This is a genomic window from Propioniciclava coleopterorum, assembly GCF_011393335.1.
GTDB classification, from domain to species: Bacteria; Actinomycetota; Actinomycetes; order Propionibacteriales; family Propionibacteriaceae; genus Propioniciclava; species Propioniciclava coleopterorum.
On sequence record NZ_CP049865.1, the window covers coordinates 1,784,132 to 1,802,308 of the forward strand.

General features: G+C 74.3%; 17 protein-coding genes. 7 read left to right on the forward strand and 10 right to left on the reverse strand.

The features are described from left to right. Nucleotides 1–76: 76 nt before the first annotated feature. The gene (locus G7070_RS08570) at nucleotides 77–829 is read right to left on the reverse strand and encodes a hypothetical protein (protein WP_166233390.1); all 753 of its coding nucleotides are present in this window, start codon (nucleotides 827–829) and stop codon (nucleotides 77–79) included. A 607-nt stretch (nucleotides 830–1,436) separates the two neighbouring features. Here G7070_RS08570 and G7070_RS08575 point away from each other — a divergent pair. Beyond that, on the forward strand, nucleotides 1,437–1,835 hold the full coding sequence (locus G7070_RS08575; RefSeq protein ID WP_166233391.1) for a hypothetical protein: 399 nt from the start codon (nucleotides 1,437–1,439) through the stop codon (nucleotides 1,833–1,835). 64 nt (nucleotides 1,836–1,899) lie between these two features. Here G7070_RS08575 and trxA read toward each other — a convergent pair whose 3' ends face one another. Next, a complete protein-coding gene (gene trxA, locus G7070_RS08580; protein ID WP_166233392.1) occupies nucleotides 1,900–2,223 on the reverse strand; it encodes a thioredoxin in 324 nt (107 codons plus the stop codon). 316 nt (nucleotides 2,224–2,539) lie between these two features. On the opposite strand from trxA, the gene G7070_RS08585 reads away from it, so the two are divergent. After that, nucleotides 2,540–2,989, forward strand: a complete 450-nt coding sequence (locus G7070_RS08585; protein ID WP_166233393.1) for a MerR family transcriptional regulator — start codon at nucleotides 2,540–2,542, stop codon at nucleotides 2,987–2,989. A gap of 5 nt (nucleotides 2,990–2,994) precedes the next feature. Further along, a complete protein-coding gene (locus tag G7070_RS08590) occupies nucleotides 2,995–3,711 on the forward strand; it encodes a HEAT repeat domain-containing protein (protein ID WP_166233394.1) in 717 nt (238 codons plus the stop codon). 184 nt (nucleotides 3,712–3,895) lie between these two features. Here the strand turns inward: G7070_RS08590 and G7070_RS08595 are convergent, their stop codons facing one another. After that, complete coding sequence (locus G7070_RS08595) at nucleotides 3,896–4,639, reverse strand: HEAT repeat domain-containing protein (RefSeq protein WP_166233395.1); 744 nt, start codon at nucleotides 4,637–4,639, stop codon at nucleotides 3,896–3,898. Nucleotides 4,640–4,779: 140 nt separating this feature from the next. On the opposite strand from G7070_RS08595, the gene G7070_RS08600 reads away from it, so the two are divergent. Continuing rightward, nucleotides 4,780–5,340: a septum formation family protein gene (locus G7070_RS08600; RefSeq protein WP_166233396.1), complete on the forward strand. Its 561-nt coding sequence runs from the start codon at nucleotides 4,780–4,782 to the stop codon at nucleotides 5,338–5,340. A gap of 58 nt (nucleotides 5,341–5,398) precedes the next feature. Here the strand turns inward: G7070_RS08600 and trxB are convergent, their stop codons facing one another. From trxB to G7070_RS19565, 5 genes are all read right to left on the reverse strand, one after another. Next, nucleotides 5,399–6,367, reverse strand: coding sequence for a thioredoxin-disulfide reductase (gene trxB / locus G7070_RS08605; RefSeq protein ID WP_166233397.1), 969 nt, complete (start codon nucleotides 6,365–6,367; stop codon nucleotides 5,399–5,401). A gap of 90 nt (nucleotides 6,368–6,457) precedes the next feature. Then, nucleotides 6,458–7,291, reverse strand: a complete 834-nt coding sequence (locus tag G7070_RS08610; protein WP_166233398.1) for a discoidin domain-containing protein — start codon at nucleotides 7,289–7,291, stop codon at nucleotides 6,458–6,460. A 38-nt stretch (nucleotides 7,292–7,329) separates the two neighbouring features. Further along, complete coding sequence (gene murJ / locus G7070_RS08615; protein WP_166233399.1) at nucleotides 7,330–10,209, reverse strand: murein biosynthesis integral membrane protein MurJ; 2,880 nt, start codon at nucleotides 10,207–10,209, stop codon at nucleotides 7,330–7,332. After that, nucleotides 10,202–10,717 carry a DUF6049 family protein gene (locus G7070_RS08620; RefSeq protein ID WP_348981494.1) on the reverse strand — a complete coding sequence of 172 codons (516 nt, stop codon included), beginning with the start codon at nucleotides 10,715–10,717 and terminating at the stop codon, nucleotides 10,202–10,204. Before G7070_RS08620 ends, murJ begins: the two co-directional genes overlap by 8 nt. Beyond that, nucleotides 10,612–12,126 (reverse strand): hypothetical protein, encoded by a 1,515-nt coding sequence (locus G7070_RS19565; protein WP_166233401.1) that lies wholly within the window; start codon nucleotides 12,124–12,126, stop codon nucleotides 10,612–10,614. The genes G7070_RS08620 and G7070_RS19565 overlap by 106 nt, the downstream gene beginning before the upstream one ends. 32 nt (nucleotides 12,127–12,158) lie before the next feature. Between G7070_RS19565 and G7070_RS08630 the strand changes: the two genes are divergently transcribed. After that, on the forward strand, nucleotides 12,159–13,601 hold the full coding sequence (locus G7070_RS08630; protein WP_166233402.1) for a CCA tRNA nucleotidyltransferase: 1,443 nt from the start codon (nucleotides 12,159–12,161) through the stop codon (nucleotides 13,599–13,601). Nucleotides 13,602–13,872: 271 nt separating this feature from the next. Continuing rightward, nucleotides 13,873–14,775, forward strand: a complete 903-nt coding sequence (locus G7070_RS08635) for an EamA family transporter (RefSeq protein ID WP_246227576.1) — start codon at nucleotides 13,873–13,875, stop codon at nucleotides 14,773–14,775. Nucleotides 14,776–14,822: 47 nt separating this feature from the next. On the opposite strand, the gene G7070_RS08640 is transcribed toward G7070_RS08635, so the two are convergent. After that, nucleotides 14,823–15,161 (reverse strand): helix-turn-helix domain-containing protein, encoded by a 339-nt coding sequence (locus G7070_RS08640; RefSeq protein ID WP_166233403.1) that lies wholly within the window; start codon nucleotides 15,159–15,161, stop codon nucleotides 14,823–14,825. A 206-nt stretch (nucleotides 15,162–15,367) separates the two neighbouring features. Between G7070_RS08640 and G7070_RS08645 the strand changes: the two genes are divergently transcribed. Then, on the forward strand, nucleotides 15,368–15,754 hold the full coding sequence (locus G7070_RS08645; protein WP_166233404.1) for a DoxX family protein: 387 nt from the start codon (nucleotides 15,368–15,370) through the stop codon (nucleotides 15,752–15,754). Between the two features lie 140 nt (nucleotides 15,755–15,894). Here G7070_RS08645 and G7070_RS08650 read toward each other — a convergent pair whose 3' ends face one another. Continuing rightward, the gene (locus G7070_RS08650) at nucleotides 15,895–18,171 is read right to left on the reverse strand and encodes a sensor histidine kinase (protein WP_166233405.1); all 2,277 of its coding nucleotides are present in this window, start codon (nucleotides 18,169–18,171) and stop codon (nucleotides 15,895–15,897) included. Between the last annotated feature and the right edge of the window lie 6 nt (nucleotides 18,172–18,177).

Consider the following 18,177-nt stretch of genomic DNA (forward strand, 5'->3'; position numbering starts at 1 on the left):
CGCAGCGACTCCAGCGGCGCCAGCAGGGCGAACGCCACCAGCAGGCACAGCAGGACGCCGAGCAGCCAGAACACCATCATGGCCGGCCGCCGTTCTCCGCGTCCGGTGCGTCGGGGGGCGACGCGTCCGGGGAGGGGGCCTCGACGGCGCTCGCGGCGGGGCGGGGCTCCCGGTGCCGGCTCGCCAGCACCGGGACGAACGGGCCGCCGGTCAGGATGTTCGCGGACGTGACGAGCACCGGCTCGCCGGTCGCCAGCGTCCACAGCCGCGACGACACCCACCCCAGCGGGGCGCCGAGCAGCCGGGCGAGCAGCTGCATCAGGAACCAGCCCGAGCCGGTGATGAGCAGCGCGAGCCACGCGGGGAGGTCGTAGGCCGCCCCCAGCAGCAGGAACAGCAGGAGGAAGGACCAGACCTCCAGGACCCGGCCGATCCCCAGCCCGACGTAGGGGAGGAACGTCAGTGCGTTGAACACGTGCGGCGCCAGCGCGAGCAGGAAGACCGTCAGGATCGTCGTCACCGGGAGGGGCAGCCCGGTGACCGCGAGCGCGACGCCCCAGGTCACCAGTGCTTCCAGCAGCCGCAGCGCGATGAGGTAGACCAGCGCGAGCGCCCCGGAGATCAGCGCCCGGACGCCGCGGATGCGGTTCAGGAACAACACGCCGCTCTGCCCGACCCCGATCGACAGCAGTGCCAGCGCCGCCACCCCGATGGATGACCAGAGCAACGGGAGCGTGCCGAGCCGTCCGGTCAGGTCGGCGTCCTGCCGCAGGACGTCGCCCACCAGTTGCAGCGCGGCGACGAGCGCGCCCCAGACGTCGGGCATCACGCCTCTATCGTCGCACCACCCGGGGTGCAGCGAGGTCCGCCGCGCGGCCCACGGATCGGACGGCGCCCAGGCGGGGGTCTGCCTTGCGGGCGGGTCGGAGAGGCGGGCGGGCTGAGGAGAGGACGTGGTGTCCGCGTCGTTCTCGTCGGGCCGCTGGGGAAGCCTGCCCGGTCCACGCCGAGGCCTGCGAGAGGGCGGGGTCACGGCGAGTGCCTCGGACTCCGGCCCCCAACCGCCGGCCACTCCACGCCGGGGTCTGAGAGGGCCGGCCGCGGTGGTGCTGGGGGCTGTGGACCGTCAGCCAGCGGCTCGTCCTCACGGCGCCTGCGAGGCTGCCCGGGAGTTGAGAACGTTCAGGAAGCTGGACCGACGTCGGCGCGGCACCCTGGCTACAGGGCCGAGTGGTGAATTAGCGCTGGCGGGGTGGGTTCCGATAGCCGCGCCGCGCGTTCCCCGCTCATACTTTCGTACAGGCACACTCCCGGGGGTGTCCACCGTAGGGATGAATCTGCCCGGGGTTCCGTGTCGGACCTTGGGGAAGTATGAGGAATTTTCATAAACTTCACATATGCGCAACAGGACGGCCAAGGATGCCCTGGCCCGGTGGATGGTACTCACCGCCGCCGGTGCCGGCCTCGTCGTGCTGTTCCCCCCGGCCGCGTTCGGCGGCCCGTCCTCGGCCGAGCCGGTGGCGTCCGCGGTGCACTTCGTGCCCGTGATCGCGGCGAGCGTCGTCGCCGCCGCCTGGGTCGTGTTCCACCTCCACGTGGCGCAACTGCGGATCCCCTGGCACCGGGACGCCGCCGCGGTGGCCCTCATGGTCGTCGGTTCGCTGGGCGCGGTGGCCACGATCGTCGGGATCGCCATGAACTCGCTGCCCGTGCTGCTCGCAGCCCTCGCGGCGTCCGCGTTCCTGCACCTGGCGCTGGCGTGTCGGATCGACCGCCTGCGCCATGGCCGGGTGAACCCCGTCGTCAGCGTGCCGGCCGGCCCCGTCCCCTCCTGACCCTCACGTCTGCGGCGGCCGTCGAAGCCGCGACGTCAGGGCCGCTCCCGGCCCCGGGTTCTGCTCAGAGGTAGGTGTCGAGCGCCTTGAGGATCGCGCCCTTGGAACGGGCGCCCTTGATCTCGGTGGCCAGCTCGCCGTCCACGAAGAGCTGCAGGACCGGGATGCTCATGATCCCGTAGCGCGCCGGCGTCGTGGGGTTGTCGTTGGTGTCGAGCTTCACGAAGTCGATCTTGTCGCCGTGCTCTGCGGCGAGCTCCTCGATGATCGGGGAGAGCTGCTTGCACGGGGTGCACCAGTCGGCCCAGTAGTCCACGAGCACGGGCTTGGACGACTTCAGGACCTCCTGGTCGAACGTGGCATCGGTGACGGCGGGGACGTTGCCCATGGTCTCTCCTCAATGGTGGGTCGATCGGTGATCGTGTCGGTGCCATCCTAAACGCCGCCGATGCGTCCGGTTCTTCCCGGCGTCCCGACCGAGGTCCGGCCCGGCCCGGCCCGGCGTCCCGACAGAGGCGCGGATCAGCGTCCCGACCGAGGCGCGGGTCAGCGTCCCGACCGAGGCGCCGCCGACCCGCGCGCCGGTATCGAACCGCGCCATGGTGGCGGCCGCATGCCCGTGCGGGGAGCATCCTGGCACGCGACGAGGGTCCGACGCGGGATCAGGCCCGCAGGCGTCCCGGCGCGGTGGTTACGCTCGCCTCATGGAGTGGATGCGGATCGGCGAGGTGGCGCGCCGCACGGGGCTGACCACGCGGACGCTGCGTCACTACGACGAACTCGGCCTGCTCGTCCCCAGCGGACGCACCGACACCGACTACCGGATGTACACCCTGGAGGACGTGCAGCGGCTGCTCGCGATCCAGCACCTGAAGTCGCTGGGGCTCGGGCTGGCCGAGATCGCCGCCGCGCTCGACGACCCCGGCTTCGACCCGACCGCCACGCTGCGCCGCCACATCGAGGCGGTCGAGGACCGGATCGCCGCCGAGCAGGACCTCCTGCACCGCCTGACGTCGCTGGTGGCCGCCCCGCACGAGGACTGGGACGACGTCCTGGTGGCCATCGCCCTGAGCGAGAGGCTGCGCCACCCCGAGGCGGCCGTCCGGTTCCGAGCCACCCTCGACGCCCCGCCGACATCCCCACGCCGGACCTGATCGAGTTGCTGCGCGGCGACCCCGAGCCGGGGGTGCGCGAGGTCGCGAGCTGGGCGCTCGTCCAGCGAGGCCCCGAGGCGTTCGACGCCGTCGCCGGGCACCTGGCCGACCCGGACGCCGACGTGCGCCGCCAGATGGCGCACGTGCTGGGCAAGCTGGCCGACCCTCGGGGTGTCGATCCGCTCGCGGCGCTACTGTCCGACCCCGCGCCGGAGGTGGCCGCCAAGGCCGCCTTCGCGCTGGGTCAGCTCGGCGGGGAGGACGCCGTCGCCGCGCTGGCCGGCGCGCTGGGACGCGGCACCGCCACCCAGCGCGCCACCGTCGTCACTGCCCTGGGTCGCCTCGGCTCCCTCCGGGCGTCGCGGCCGGACGCGCTCGGGGCGGCGCCCGCGGTCGCGGACGTCCACGACCGGCAGGGCGGCCTCGACCGGCAAGGCGCCCGCGGCCCGCGGTCGGACGCGGCCCGGGCGGCGGTGGCGGTCCTCGCCTTCGGGGACCCTGCGGCGCGCGCCGACGCCGCCGAAACACTGGGACTGCTGGACGACCCGGCCGCACTCGGCGCGCTCGCGGCGGCCGCGTCCGATCCGGTGGAGGAGGTCCGCCTCGCCGCCCTGATGGCGCTGGCGTCTCTGCCGGGGGCTGCCCCGACGTTGGCCGCCCGGGCCGACGCCGAGGGTCGCACCGGGATGCTCGCCCGGGCGCTCGCGGCCCGCGCGCGCTGATCGCCGCACCGAGGTGAGGACCGGCCGGCAGGCGGGGTCGCCCCCAGACCACGGGTCGCCCCTGAGAAATCGGGTCGCCCCCTAGAAATCAAGAACGACGCACTCGAGGGGCGGGCCGCAAATCCCACAAGGGGAAATGCCGGCGCGCTCGGGTTCGAGTGCGTCGTTCTTGATTTCTCGGTGGTCAGCCCAGCCGGGACGCGACGGCGGCCACGCGCGGGTCGGGGTCGCCGGCGAACGCGGCGGCCTGCGCAGCCGCTTCCTCGCCGAGTTGGCTCAGCGCGGCGAGCGCGGCCAGGCGGACGTCGGCCTCCGGGTCGGAGGCCAGCGCGGCGAGCGCGTCCGCGCCGCCGGCGGCGTCCTCGCCCAGGTGGCCCAGGGCGTCGGCGGCGTGCTCGCGCACCCGGGCGGCGTCGGAGCCGAGCGCCGTCACCAGCGCGGGGACGGCGTCGGCGCCGAAGCGGAAGAAGGCCCCGGTGAGGGCGTCCTTCTGCAGGGCGTCGCCGTCGCCGAGCCGGGTGGCGAGCAGCGGCAGCGCCTCGGGGCGGCCGGTGTTCGCCACGGCGCGGTAGGCCTTGATGGCGACGTCGGCGTGCGGGTCGGCCAGCAGCGGCGCGAGCGCGTCCAGGTGCGCCGGGTCGGCGGCCTTGCTCAGCACGTGCGCGCCGGTGCGGCGGGTGTCCGCCGACTCGGCGTCCAGCATGCCCAGGACCTGCGGCAGGGCCTGGTCGATGTGCTGGACGGTCGCCCAGGTGAGGTCCTCGCGGACGCAGCTGTCGCCCTCGACCACGAGCCGCTCGATGAGCGCGCTCGCGGCGGCGGGGGTACCGTCGTGGCGCACCCCGAGGGCCAGGGCGGCCTGGCGCCGGGTCGTGCCGTCCGGGTGGGACAGCAGGGTGATCAGCTGATCGGTGTTGGTGTCGTTCATGGGTCGTTCCCACCTCCTGATCCTCGACGGTAGACGTTCACGTCGCGTGAAGGTCAAACGCACTGGCTAAGCTCGCCGCCTACGCGCACCCCCGCGCTCCTCGACGAGGATCAGCCGCCCCCGTGACAGAAGGACCGATGATGAGTCGCACCGCACTCGCCCGCGCTGGATCGGCCGCGGTGGCCGTCGCTGCGGCGCTGACGCTGGCCGGATGCAGCTTGGTGTCGCCCGCCGCCCCGAGCGGAGCGCCGGGACCCCCGGCGACGGAGCAGCCCGCCGCTGCGGAGACGGGAACGCCCGGAGCGGAGTCGACGGCCACCGCACGGTTGCCCAAGTACTCGGATGCGTACCAGATCGGCAGCTGCCTGGCGCTCACGGGAGACGCCCAGTACCTGGTTCCCCCTGTTCCGTGTTCCGAGGCGCACGAGGAGGAGGTCTTCGGCTTCTTCGAGTTCCCCGACGGCGGCTATCCCGACGAGGCCGCCCTGCAGAAGTTCCTCCGGGGTGCCTGCGATGAGGCGTTCACACGGTACGTCGGTATGGAGGAGCGCGATTCCAAGTACGGGTGGTACGGGGGGGTGCCCGGCGTGGCGAGCTACGAGCGGGGCGGCCGTGAGGGCGTGTGCCTCGCCTTCGCCGACATCCACGACATCACGAACCTCCCCGTACTCACCGGGTCGATCAAGGGCACCAACGAGTGATGCGTCGGCGCGGCGCTGCGGGCCATGACGTCGGGTCGCCGGTCCGGGTGGCGAAGGATCAGGCGCGCGCGATGGCCTTGTCGGTGAGCACCGCGTCGGCCAGGGCGGCGAGGTAGCGCTCGGCGTCCAGCGCAGCGGCGCAGCCTGTGCCGGCCGCGGTGATCGCCTGCCGGTAGGTGTGGTCGACGAGGTCGCCCGCGGCGAACACGCCGGGCAGGTTGGTCTCCTGCGTGCCGGGCTTGACCAGCACGTAGCCGCCGGCGTCCAGGTCGACCTGGCCGCGGACGAGTTCGGAGCGGGGGTCGTGGCCGATCGCCACGAACACGCCCTGCACGGCGACGTCGCTCGTCTCGCCGGTCTTGACGTTGCGCACGGTGATCGACTCCACCGACACGTCGCCGTTGATGGACTCGACGACCGAGTCCCAGAGCATGCTGACCTTGGGGTCGGCCTCCGCGCGGGCGGCCATGATCTTGCTGGCGCGCAGCTCGTCGCGGCGCACGACCATCGTCACGGTCTCGCCGAAGCGGCTGAGGAAGGTCGCCTCCTCCACGGCGGAGTCACCACCGCCGATGACCGCGATCGGCTTGTTGCGGAAGAAGAAGCCGTCGCAGGTCGCGCACCACGAGACGCCCTTGCCGGAGAGCTTGTCCTCGCCGGGGATCCCCAGCCGGCGGTAGCCCGAACCCATGGCGAGGATCACGGCCTTGGCGCGGTACTCGACGCCGTTGGCGTCCTTCACGACCTTGATGGGGCCGGTCAGGTCGACCTCGACGACGTCCTCCTCGACGAGCTCGGCGCCGAACCGCTCGGCCTGGCCGCGCATGTTCATCATCAGGTCGGGGCCCATGATGCCCTCGGGGAAGCCGGGGAAGTTCTCGACCTCGGTCGTGTTCATCAGCGCGCCGCCGGCCTCGACCGATCCGGTGAACATGAGCGGCTCCAGCGCCGCGCGGGCGGTGTAGATGGCCGCGGTGTAGCCGGTGGGGCCGGAGCCGATGATGATGACTTCGCGAACGTCGCTCATGCTGCTTTCCTCGTGTGGGCGTGTGGGGTCAGCCTACTGGCCGCGCCCCCTCAACCCCGCCGCGCCGCCGGGCATTCCCGGCCGGCCGTCTCAGGGCGTGACCTGGATCTCCGCGATCGTGCCCTGGTAGTTCGGGCCCACCCGGGGCAGCGCGGTGAGGTACACCAGGACGAACCGCGTCGTCACGGGGCGGTCCAGGTGAAGTTGGACGTGGCCCGTCGACGGCTCGAACGAGGCCACGCGCCGCCACGAGGACGCCGCGTCCAGGGGCGGGCTCGTCACGTCCGCCTGCACCGGGACGCGCACCTCGCCGGTCGTCGGGGCGTCCCCGAGCGTCAGGACGATCCACGACACCGGCTTCGGCTCGCCCAGGTCGACGACGACGCCGGCGCCGGGCTTGCGTCCGTTGAAGTCGGCCGACCTGCCGTACCGCTCGGTGGTCCAGGCGGTCGCCGGGTTCCCGTCGATCGTGAGCTGTGCCAGGTCGGGGTTCTCGCGGTCGTCGCCCCCGTCGGCGCTGGGGTCGAAGTCGCGGGCGCCCGCGAGCACGTAGGCCTGCTGGGGTGCCGCCGGCATCGCGCTGGTCCGGTTGAACTGGTTCACGAAGACGCCGACCAGCCCGACCACCAGGGCGATGACGACCAGCGCGAGCAGCGCGCCCTGCCAGCGTCGGGAGGGGTCGCGCGAGGGTGCCTGCTCCGAGACGCGCAGCTGCTCCGACGGCGGGGGGATCGGCGTGTAGGGCTGTCCGGGCGCCGGCTCCTCGTCGTCGACGTCGGACCAGATCGACTGGGTGGCCTCCTCGTGGTCCGGGCTGCCCCACGGCGAGGCGGGCGCGTCCGCGCGGTGATGCAGGGCGCCGGTGGGCTCGCCGGGATCGTCCTCGACCGGCTCGTCGTCGGCCGAGGGCCGCGATCCGAACACCCGGCGTCGGCGCTCGAACGGGACGTCCTGGCTGACGCTCAGACGGGCGGCGCTCGCGGGCGCTCCACCGGAGGCGGCGGGAGGAACGGCGGCGACGCCCCCGGGCGGCCGGCCGGGGGCTGTCCGCCGGACGCGGGTGGTTGCGCGCCGGACGCGGGTGGCTGCGCACCGGGGGCGTGCGGCCGCGCGGCGGGCGATCCGTCGACGGGAGCGGGTTCGGCCGCCCGACCTTCCGGACGCCCCAGCGGTCCGCGTCCGGACGCCCCGGGCAGCCCCTGCGGCGTCCCCGCGGGGATCCGCACCAGTTCGACCGGACCCTCGAGCCGCAGTTCGAGCAGGTGGGCGGCGTCGGCGCCCCCGAGCAGCGCCGAGAGCGCCTCGGCGATGTCGGCGGCGGTGGTCAGGGGCGTGCCCCGGCCGCGCGGCGCGCTGGAGAGGATCCGCTCGGCGATGTCGGACACCTCGACCGACACCCGGGTGGACGCCTGGTCGGGCGGCAGTGGGCGGCCGTGCCGGTCGGTGGTGGCCGCCGGGAGCCCGTACCGGCTCGGCCCGGGCCAGCGGGCGGTCAGGGACGCGTACAGCACCTCGCCGAGCGCCTGGACGTCGGCGCGCTCCGGGTCGCTGTCGGCGGCGTCCGGGTGCAGCGCGTGCTCGACCAGGAAGCCGACGATCTTCGGGTTGCCGCTGGTGGTGACGACGATGGTGTCGGGGTTCAGGACCCGGTGGTGCAGCCCCTGGGCGTGCATGCCGGCCAGCCCGGCCGCGAGCTCGCGCACCAGCCAGGCCGCCTCGAGGTCCGACAGCGGGCCGTCGTGCAGCAGCAGTTCGAGCGAGCGTCCGGGGGCGTACTCGCAGACGACGAAGCTGCCGGCGCCGCCCGACTCGTCGAGCACGGCGTCCCACACCCGTAGGAACCGGTTGTCGATGGCGGGGGCCGCGCGGCGGGCCTGGTCGAGGACGTCGAGGGCGCGCGGGTCGTGCGGGTCGAGGATGTGGATCAGCACCGGGCGGCCGAGCTTGAGGTCGAGCGCCCGCCAGGTGACGGTCGAGCCGCGGCGGTTGAGGGGTTCCTCGAGCCGGTAACGGCTCTCGAGGATGTCGCCCTGGGCGTCGCGCGGGTCGAAGTCGGGGTCGGCCGGGGTGCTCGACGGGTCCGGATAGGCCAGGACGACGGCGTCCCGCTCGGCGGCGCCCTCGATCGTGACGGCCTCCTCGGCCTCGGCGAGCTCGGTCGGCAGGGAGTCCCCGCGGCGCCGCAGGACGGCCAGCAGTTGCCCGGCCTCGGGGATGTGCAGCAGGCGCGCCATGCCGAAGAAGGTGGCGCCGGCGAGGGCGAGCGCTCCCAGGAACGCACCCAAGGTCACCCCGAAGGACGCCTCGCGCGTCCACCAGGCGATGCCGGCGGCCAGCAGCGCTCCGGGCAGCACCGACAGGAAGAGCTGGGTGAGCAGCCGCACCAGCGGCGCGCCGGACAGGGTGGGCAGCCGGCGCGCGAGCAGCCGATGCGTCAGCAGGGCGCCGACCAGGTAGGCCACCGCGTAGGCGATCGCCAGCCGCGGCGCGACGGTGGCGGGGTCCTGCACGAGCGCGACCAGCCCGACCGCCAGGGCGACGTTGACCAGCGCGATCCCCACCTGCACGAAGAACGGGGTGCGGGTGTCCTCCAGCGCGTAGAACCCCCGCAGGTGGACGTACTGGACCGTGAACGGCACCAGCCCCAGCGCGAACGCCATCAGCGTCCAGCCGATGAACGCCCAGGTGTCGGCGTTGGCGCCGTGGCCGAACGCGAGCCGCGCGAACGGCAGGCCGAGCACGAGGAAGGCCACCGCGGCGGGCACCAGGAACGTCAGCGCGAGCCGCATGGTGCGCATCGTCTCGGCGGCGACCCCGGGCAGGTCGTGCGCGGCCGCGAGCCGGGACGCCGAGGGCAGCATCGCCGTGGCCAGCGAGACCGTCAGCAGCGAGTGGGGCAGGATCCACACCAGGTAGGCGGTGTTGTAGGCCGTCAGTCCGGCGCCCGGGACGCCCGCCTGCTCAACGGTCGCCCCGCTCGCGAGCCGGCTGACGACGACCTGCACCAGCGTGGTCAGCAGCACGTAGCCGAGCATCCACTTGGCGAGGTGGAACGTCTCTCCGAGCCCCTGGCCCTTCAGGTCGAAGCGGGGCCGGAAGGTGAGGCCCGTGGCCCGCATGCTCGGGATGAGCGCCAGCGTCTGCACCAGAATGCCGATCGTGGAGCCGATGCCGAGCACCAGGACCTGCTGGTCGGAGAACGGCGCCGACCGGTCGCCCGACGTGCCCCAGATCGCGAGGTAGAGCCCCAGCACCCCGATCCCGACCACGTTGTTGAGGATGGGCGCCCACATCATCGGGCCGAACCGGTCGCGGGCGTTGAGCACCTGGCCGATGAGGAAGAACGCGCCGAAGAAGAACAGCTGCGGCATCGTCAGCAGGGCCATCAGCACCAGTTGCTGCCAGTGCCCGGCCATCGCGGGGGTGCGCCACACGCCGGCCGTCCACAGGCTCATCACCTGCGGCGTGAGCAGCATGGCGACGGCCGTCACCCCGAGCAGGACGAGCGTGAAGGCGGTCATGATCCGGTTGATGAACGCCTCGCCCGCGTCGGCGTCGTTCCGGGTGTGCCGGACGATCTGCGGGACCAGCACCGTGTTGAGCGCGCCGCCGGCGAACAGCATGTACAGCGAGTTGGGCACCAGCGTCGCGAGGGTGAACGTCTCGACCTGCGGGTTGGCCGAGCCCAGCACGATCACGAGCAACCCGGCGCGCAGGAAGCCGAGCACGCGGCTGATGAGCGTCCCGGACGCCATCACCGCGGTCGCGTTGAGCAGCCGCCGGCTGGATGCCTCGGGCGTCGGGGACGCGGTGGGCGCGGGCGAACGCGTCGGCTCAGCCATGTCCCACCCCCTTCTGGCGCGCGCGCACCTTCTTGATGCGCAGCGCGGTGCTCACGACCAGCACGATGCCCGAGACGATGACCAGCGTCCACGCGATCGCGCCGAAGTTGGTGGTCTCCACCGTGATCTCAGTGTCGGGGGTGAGCCGACGACCGTCCACGGATTCCAGGTGCACCTGCGCGGTCACCACCCCGCCGCCGGCCGCGGTCGCGGCGAGCATGACGGTGCTGCTGGCACCCGCCTGCACCGTGACGGGCTCGGGGGCGGTGAAACGGATGCGCTGGGGGTTGTCGGTACTGACCGCCACCCGGACGACGGCCGGGTCGGTGAGGTGGTTGGTCACGGTGACGGGGAAGTCGCTCGTGGCGCCGGTCATCGAGAAGCGGGGCAGCGCGTCCAGGGTCACGGGGGGCTCGGCGGTCGCCGCGAGCCGCCGGTCGATCGCGTCGAACCACGCCTGCTGCTGCGTCTCGGCGTCCTCCCACCGCAGCGAGCCGCCGCGGGCCACCTGGGCGTCCGCGATGTCGGCGATGCCCGTCGAGGGGGCCAGCGCGCCGTAGACGCGGAGCCGCTCGCCGAGGCGCTCGAGCCGCGCGACCACGTCGCGCGTGAGGACGCCGGTGCGCGGGGGCGAGTGGGGGTCCACTCGGCGGGCGGCGTCCCCAGCACGTCGGCGAGCGGAGCGCGGCGGAAGCCGGCGGGCAGCGGGTCGGCGTCGGAGGCGACGTCCGCGGCGGTGCGGAGCCAGCGGACCTGGCCCCCGCCGGCGAGGGCCTGGGCGGCGAGGGTGTTGCGCCGGTTCACCGGCGTGTCCGGCAGCAGGGCCGTGGGGCTGAACGAGGGGGGATCCACCTCGACGACGGTGACCCCGCCGGCGCGGGAGACGGCGGCGGGAAGCCGGACGCCGAGCGCGAGGACGGGGGCGCCGAGGGGCTCGACCCGCTTCAGCGCGGCCGCGTCCGGGGAGACCAGCAGGACCGCGCGGGAGCCCGGGCTCTCCACCCGGGCGCCGGCCGTCACGGCGTCCTCCTGCAGCGCGGGGAAGCGGGCCGTCCCGGACGCGGACAGGTCGGGCGTCCCGAACAGGCCCGTGTGCCCCCGGGACGCGTCGAGCGCCTCGAACGCCTCGAGCCACGCCGCGGCGGCCGCCTCGCCCTCGCCGCGCACGCGCTCGGTGCCGGAGGTGACGAAGTAGCCGTCGGCCATGTCGCGGACCTCGGCGAGCAGGCCGGGATCCACGAACCAGTCGGTGTCGCGGGCCGCGGCGGCGTCCAGGAGTGCGCGGAGGCGTCCGGTGGAGAGTTCCTCGGCGAGCCCGTCATCGGTGAACAGGTCGGCCTTGATCTGCCGCGGCCGCGAGGAGAGTTCCACGACCGACGCCACCGGGACGTCCTGGCGGGGCACCTGCGCCAGCGTGCGCAGCGTCCCCAGCGTCCGGATCGGGGTCTCCCCGACGGCGCGGCCCGCGGCGTCCACCCCCACCCAGTAGGAGGCCGTCGCGCCCAGGCCGAGGTTGCTGGTGGCGGCGTCCACGGAGAACGCGGTGGTCTGGCCGGGCTGGATCTCCTGGTCGGCAGCGGTGAGGGTGACGGTGGCCGTCTGCCCGCCGACCGTGCCCCCCTCGGTGGTGGTCTTCTCGGTCAGGGCCTTCTCGACGGCCTCGCGGGACACGAGCGGCCGCGACGAGCGCCACAGCGAGACGGTCAGGGTGCGCAGCGGCGCGTCGGAGGTGTTGGTGACCGTGCCGGCCAGGTGCAGGCGGCCGTCGACGACCTCGGCGCGGCTCAGGGTGAGGGAGACGGCCTGCTCCGCCGCGTGCGCCGGCGGGCCGGTCAGCGTGAGCGCGACCAGCAACAGCAGGCTGAGCAGGGGTCCGAGGATCCGGCGGCGGCAGGGGCCGGGCCGGTTCGCAGTCACCTGTCCATCGTAGGCCGCTAAGCTCGATCAACGTGTCCTCCCTCTCCGTAGACCAGCGTCGCGCCCTCTCCGAGGCGGTGCTCGCGACCCCGGCGATCCGCCGGGTCGGCGACGCCTTCGCGGCGTCCGGGTACGACCTGCACCTGGTCGGCGGCCCGGTGCGGGACGCGCTCATGGGGCGCGGCGTGCACGACCTGGACTTCACCACCGACGCCCGCCCGGACGCGATCGAGGCGATCCTGCGGACGCTGACGCCCGCGACCTGGGACATCGGCCGCGCGTTCGGCACCATCGGCGCCGCGCTGCGCGACGGCGGCCGGGAGGACATCGTCGAGGTGACGACCTACCGGGCCGACTCCTACGACCCGGCCTCCCGCAAGCCGACCGTCGAGTTCGGCGATTCCCTCACCGACGACCTGATCCGCCGCGACTTCACCGTGAACGCCATGGCGCTGTCGGTCGTCAACGGCGCCTTCTCCGACCCGCACGGCGGCCTGGGCGACCTGGCCGCGGGCGTGCTGCGGACGCCGTCGCCGCCCGAGGTCTCCTTCGGCGACGACCCCCTGCGCATGATGCGCGCGGCCCGCTTCACCTCGCAGCTCGGCTTCACGCCCGCGCCGGAGGTCGTCGCGGCCATGGAGTCCATGGCGAAGCGGATCGACATCATCTCCGCCGAGCGGGTCCGCGACGAACTGTCGCGCACGCTGCTGTCGGACGCCCCGCGTCCCGGCCTGGACCTCCTGGTGCGCACCGGGCTCGCCGACCGCGTCATCCCCGAGGTGTCGGCGCTGGTGCGGGAGGTGGACGAGCACGGCCGTCACAAGGACATCTACGAGCACACGCTCACCGTGCTCGAGCAGTCGATCGACCTCGAGAAGGCGCGGGGCCACGCGCCCGACCTGGTGGGGCGGCTCGCCGCGATCTTCCACGACGTCGGCAAGCCCCGCACCAAGCGGTTCGAGGGCGGCGGCAAGGTCTCGTTCCACCACCACGACGTCGTCGGCGCCAAGATGACGAGGAAGCGGCTCGCCGAGCTGCGGTTCTCCACCGACCAGATCAAGGCGGTCGCCAAGCTGGTCGAGCTGCACCTGCGCTTCCACGGCTACGCCGACACCGACTGGACCGACTCCGCGGTCCGCCGCTACGTGCGCGACGCCGGCGATCAGCTCGAGCGGCTCCACATCCTGACCCGCGCCGACTGCACCACCCGCAACCAGCGCAAGGCCAACCGGCTGCGGACCGCCTACGAGCAGCTCGAGTGGCGCATCGACGAGCTCGCGGCCCAGGAGGAGCTGGACGCCATCCGGCCCGACCTGGACGGCACGCAGATCATGGCGATCCTGGGGATCAAGCCCGGCCCGGTCGTCGGCCGGGCCTACGGGTTCCTGATGGAGCGCCGCCTGGAAGAGGGCCCGCTGGGCGAGGAGCGTGCCACGGCCGAACTGCTCGCCTGGTGGGCCGACCAGGAGCACTGAGCACGCCCGCGAGCCCGGGCTCCGCGGGCTGCTCCTCGGGGGGCGGATGTCGTCCTGGTGCCCCGAGAGCCGGTGCCGATCGCCGCGACCAGGGGTGATGCCGGCCAGGCCGGGCGCTGGGGGCACCAGAACGACATCCCGGGCCGCGCGGACGCCGCGCCGCCGCCCCCGGGCACCCTCGGCCGCGCCGATGGCAACCCCGGACGCCGGATGCGGCGGCGCGGCCCCGCGGTGAGAGCATGGCGGGGACGTCGAGGCGAAGGGAAGTGCGGTGCGGGAGCGGTTGAGGTCGGGGGTGGCCCGGTTGTCGGCGGCGCCGATCGCGCTGCTGCTGATCTCGATCACCACGGTGCAGCTGGGCTCCTCCATCGCCAAGGACCTCTACTCGCTGGCGGCACCGCTGTCGGTGGCGTGGCTGCGGCTCGGCGCCGCCGCGATCATCCTGGGGGTGCTCACCCGGCCCAAGCTGACCGGGCGGTCGGCGTCCGACTGGGGCTGGGTGGTCGGCTACGGCGCCAGCATGGCCGCGATGAACGTCACCTTCTACGAGGCGATCCAGCGGATCCCCGTCGGGATGGCGGTCACGCTGGAGTTCCTGGGCCCGCTGGGGGTTTCGGTGGCGCTGTCGCGGCGCTGGCGCGACCTGCTCTGGGTCGGCCTCGCCGCCCTGGGCGTCGCGCTGCTGGGCTTCTCGCCGGGGGATCTCGACCCGATCGGCGTCCTGTGGGCGCTGGCCGCCGCCGCGCTGTGGGCGGCCTACATCCTGCTCGCCGGGCCGACCGGACGCCGCTGGTCCGGCGTCGACGGCGTCGCCGTCGCCTTCTGGGTCGGCTTCCTCGGCGTCACCCCGATCATGCTGGCGCTGGACGCCTTCCCCGACCCGATCGTCCGGGTCTGGCTGGTCGGCGCCGCCGTCGGCCTGCTCAGCTCGGTCATCCCCTACGGCATCGAGATGGTGGTGCTGCGGCGCATCGAGCCCCGCATCTTCGGCATCCTGATGAGCCTCGAACCCGCCGTCGCCGCCCTGGCGGCGCTGATCCTGCTGGGCGAGACGCTGCGTCCGGTCGAGGTGCTCGCGATGGCGTGCGTCGTCGCGGCGTCCATCGGCGTGGTGCGGACCGCGCGGAGGCGTCCGGAGAACACCACGGAGGCCGCCGCGGAGGAGGGCCTGTAGCCGGCGCCGCGGCGGCGGCGCACCGGCCGTGAGGATCGGCCGGACGCTCAGCCGACGGCGGCGTCCAGCCTCGACAGGGTGGCCTCGTCGACCGCGAAGCGCCACGGTTCCGGGTCGCGCGGCGTCCGCCCCACGAGCGAGCGGCCCTCGGGCGGCGCGGTCCAGTCGACGAGTTGCGCGCACGTGAGGTCGAGCGCCTGGAGCAGCGTCTCGAAGTTCCCGCGCAGGGCCGGGGTGGGGAGGTGGCGCCCGTTCAGCCAGCCCTGCAGCGTGGCCGGCGGGACCCCCGCGACCCGGGCCGCGGCGCGGATCGACAAGTGCTTGCGGATGCGCGCCTCGTTGATGAGCCGCCCGATCTCTGGGTAGGGGGGCCGGGGTCCGTCCATGCTTGTAGTATCAACCAATCGTGCCGATATGTGCCACGCGGTCCACGCTCACGGGCGTACGAATGTGTACGACTTCGGCGCCGATTGCCCTAGCAGTCACGTGAAAGCGGTATCAGGGGCGCGTGGGGCGCCGGCGGCGGCACCCGTCGGCAGCGGAGGGGCCCGACCCGGTTCCGCCGGCGGGGACACGCGATTACCCTCGAGGGATGAACGTGTTCACCCTCGCATCCCGCGTCGCGGTCGCCGCGCCGTTCGTCTACCTGGGCTGGCAGGCCGCCCGTCAGCCCGGCGGGCGGGTGAAGGCCGCCGAGGCCTTCGGCATCCCCGCCGACCTGTCGGATCTGGCCGTGCGGGCCAACGGCGCGGCGATGGTCGCCGGCGGCCTGTCCGTCGCGACCGGCATCCTGCCCCGGCTCGGCGCCGCGGGCGTGCTCGCCGCCCTGGTGCCCACCACGATCGCCGGCCACCCGTTCTGGAAGGAGACCGACCCGCAGGCGCGGGCCGCTCAACTCACCCAGGCGCTGAAGAACCTCGGCATGGCCGGTGGGCTGCTGGCCGTGGTGGCCGCCCCCGGAGGCCGCACCCCGAGCTGACGGCTCGCGCCGACCACCCCCGCGACCGCACCATCGGCTGACGCCTGCGACCGCACCACCGGCAGACGGTGCCCCCTGCGACTGCACCACCGGCTGACGGGGCTGTCCGCCGGGCGTGGATCGCGAGCCTCACCGCGGGGTCAGCGTGGGGGCGGGGCGATCACGACGAGCCGCGGCAGCGGGACCTCGCGGCGAGGGACGACCGTCGCCGGCACCTCCCCCTCGGGTCTACCCGCGGCCGGGACCTCGAAGCCGCCCCAGCGCGGAAGGGCCGCGGCCACCACCCAGTCGGATCCGACGGGCCCGGCCGAGAACTCGCCGCCGGTGAGCGCGGCGCGCTCGCTCAGGCCGAGCAGCCCGTAGCCGGTCGAGAACGGATTCGGGGTCGGGGTCGCCGCGGGTCGGCTCGTCACGGTGAGGGACAGCGTGGCCGCCGAGACCCGCACGTCGATCCGGCAGGGGGACGCGGGGGCGCCGTAGCGCAGGATGTTCGTGGTCGCCTCGCGCAGGATCCTGGACGCCGTCCGCCGCGTCACCGGATCGCAGTCGTCGGCCCCGGGGTCGACGTGGCTCGTCACTGCGTGACCCGCGTCCGTGAGCGCCGACGTGACCGCCGCCACGGCGACCGTGGGGGCGAGCCAGGTGGCGGACGCGGCGGGCTGCGGTCCGCTGCGGCGTCCGGCGGCGATGATGATCTCCAGGTCGGCCCGGGCGCTGCCCAGGATGTCCGAGACCCGCCGCGCCACCGCGCGCACGGCGCTGCTGTCAGCCCGCCGGGTGTGGGCGTCCACCTGGAGGCCGATCAGGGTGAGCTGGTGGGCCACCACGTCGTGCAGTTCGCCCGCCAGCAGGCGGCGCTCGGTGCTGCGGGCGGACGCGGCGGCGGTCCGCAGCTGATCGAGGTCCTCGAGTTGCGCGGCCCGGGTCCGCAGGAGGTGGCCCGCCCCCAGGCCGATGATGAGCCCCAGCGTCAGCGGCACGAAGATCAGCACGCCGAGCGCCTCCGGTTCCAGGCGCCCCCACGCGGCCGCGACGCCCGCCACCGTCCACGCGATCGCGAACGGGGCGAGCCAGCGCGACGAGCGGGCCGCCAGCACCGCCGTCAGCGCGATGACCGCCGGGAGCAACGGCTGCTGGATCGACGGGTCGGGGCGGGCGCCGAGCAGCAGCACGACCAGCCCGGCCGCGAGCAGCCAGGTCGCGACCCGCGGGGCCCAGGGCAACACCGACAGCCCGAGCCACAGCGGTGCCCAGAGCGCCGCCGCCGCCCAGCCTGCGTCGCCGGAGGCCAGCAGCCCGCCCGCCGACACCCCGACGGAGATCAGGCAGGCGAGCGCGAGCGCGCTGAACCCGAAGCGCAGCGGGCCGAGCGGGACCCGTGCGAGCCAGTGTCCCCGTCCGGGGTCGACGGCGGACGCGGGGGCGGCGCCGAGCGGGACGCTGCGCTCCCACGCCTCACCGCCCGCCTGGCTCAGCCGCACCGAGACGGCGCCGCCCTCGCGGCGGCACTCCAGGAGGATCTCGCCGCCCGGGACGCCGCGGCTCCGCAGCGCCTCGGCGCCCTCGCGCAGGGTCCGCGCGAGGGCGGCCCCGACGCCGGGCGACATGTCGCCGACCTCCTGGTCGACCGCGAGGGTCACCGGGAAGCCGTAGCCCACCAGCACGTCCTCCACGCCCTCCAGGACGCCGGCGATCGACACGGGGGCCGCGTCGGTGGTGTCGCGAAGGGTCGTCACGAGCCCGCGCAGCCGGGCCAGGGCCCCGTCGGCCACCTGCCGCACCCCCGCGAGGGTCTGGGCGACCTCGGCGTCGCCGGCGCCGTGGACGGCGGTGCGCACCCGCTCGTCCGCGTCGGCGAGGTCCTCGCGCAGGATGGTGGCCAGATCGTCGGCCAACGCGCTGCGTTCGGCCTGCTGCACGGCGCGCGCCCGCCGGGCGAGCGCGTCCATCTCGGCGGAGGCGCGGCGGGCGTTGCGCCGCGCGAGCCGGAGCATCAGCCCGGCGAGCAGGCACACCGCGAAGAACAACAGCGACACCAGGGCGTCCCAGGCGGTGGTCAGCACCGATCCCGCCAGAACCGCGGCCGCCAGCGCCACGACGCAGAGGAGGGCGTCCCGGCGGGGCAGCGTCCCCAGCGCCACCACGACGGTCACGAGCAACGGAAGGATCCCGAGCGCGTAGCCGGGCTGGAACGCGCCGGCCACCAGCACGCCCGCGGTCAGCACGGTGGCGGTCCGGGGGTGCCGCGGCGCGATCGTGACCGCGACGGTCGCCACGACCGCGACGACGATCACCCCTGCCGCGACGCCCGGGGTACCGATGACGTCGATCGCCTCCCAGGCGGCCAGCGCCGCGACGAGCAGGTGGATGACGCGCAGGATCTGCAGCGTCGGCACCCGCGCCGTTGTGGGCGTCATGGTCGT

Coding starts and splice junctions, on each gene's coding strand:
- G7070_RS08650 (WP_166233405.1), bottom strand. CDS start 18,171: ATGACGCCCACAACGGCGCGGGTGCCGACGCTGCAGATCCTGCGCGTC.
- trxA (WP_166233392.1), bottom strand. CDS start 2,223: ATGGGCAACGTCCCCGCCGTCACCGATGCCACGTTCGACCAGGAGGTC.
- G7070_RS08645 (WP_166233404.1), top strand. CDS start 15,368: ATGAACGTGTTCACCCTCGCATCCCGCGTCGCGGTCGCCGCGCCGTTC.
- G7070_RS08575 (WP_166233391.1), top strand. CDS start 1,437: ATGGTACTCACCGCCGCCGGTGCCGGCCTCGTCGTGCTGTTCCCCCCG.
- murJ (WP_166233399.1), bottom strand. CDS start 10,209: ATGGCTGAGCCGACGCGTTCGCCCGCGCCCACCGCGTCCCCGACGCCC.
- G7070_RS08595 (WP_166233395.1), bottom strand. CDS start 4,639: ATGAACGACACCAACACCGATCAGCTGATCACCCTGCTGTCCCACCCG.
- G7070_RS08640 (WP_166233403.1), bottom strand. CDS start 15,161: ATGGACGGACCCCGGCCCCCCTACCCAGAGATCGGGCGGCTCATCAAC.
- trxB (WP_166233397.1), bottom strand. CDS start 6,367: ATGAGCGACGTTCGCGAAGTCATCATCATCGGCTCCGGCCCCACCGGC.
- G7070_RS08585 (WP_166233393.1), top strand. CDS start 2,540: ATGGAGTGGATGCGGATCGGCGAGGTGGCGCGCCGCACGGGGCTGACC.
- G7070_RS08600 (WP_166233396.1), top strand. CDS start 4,780: ATGAGTCGCACCGCACTCGCCCGCGCTGGATCGGCCGCGGTGGCCGTC.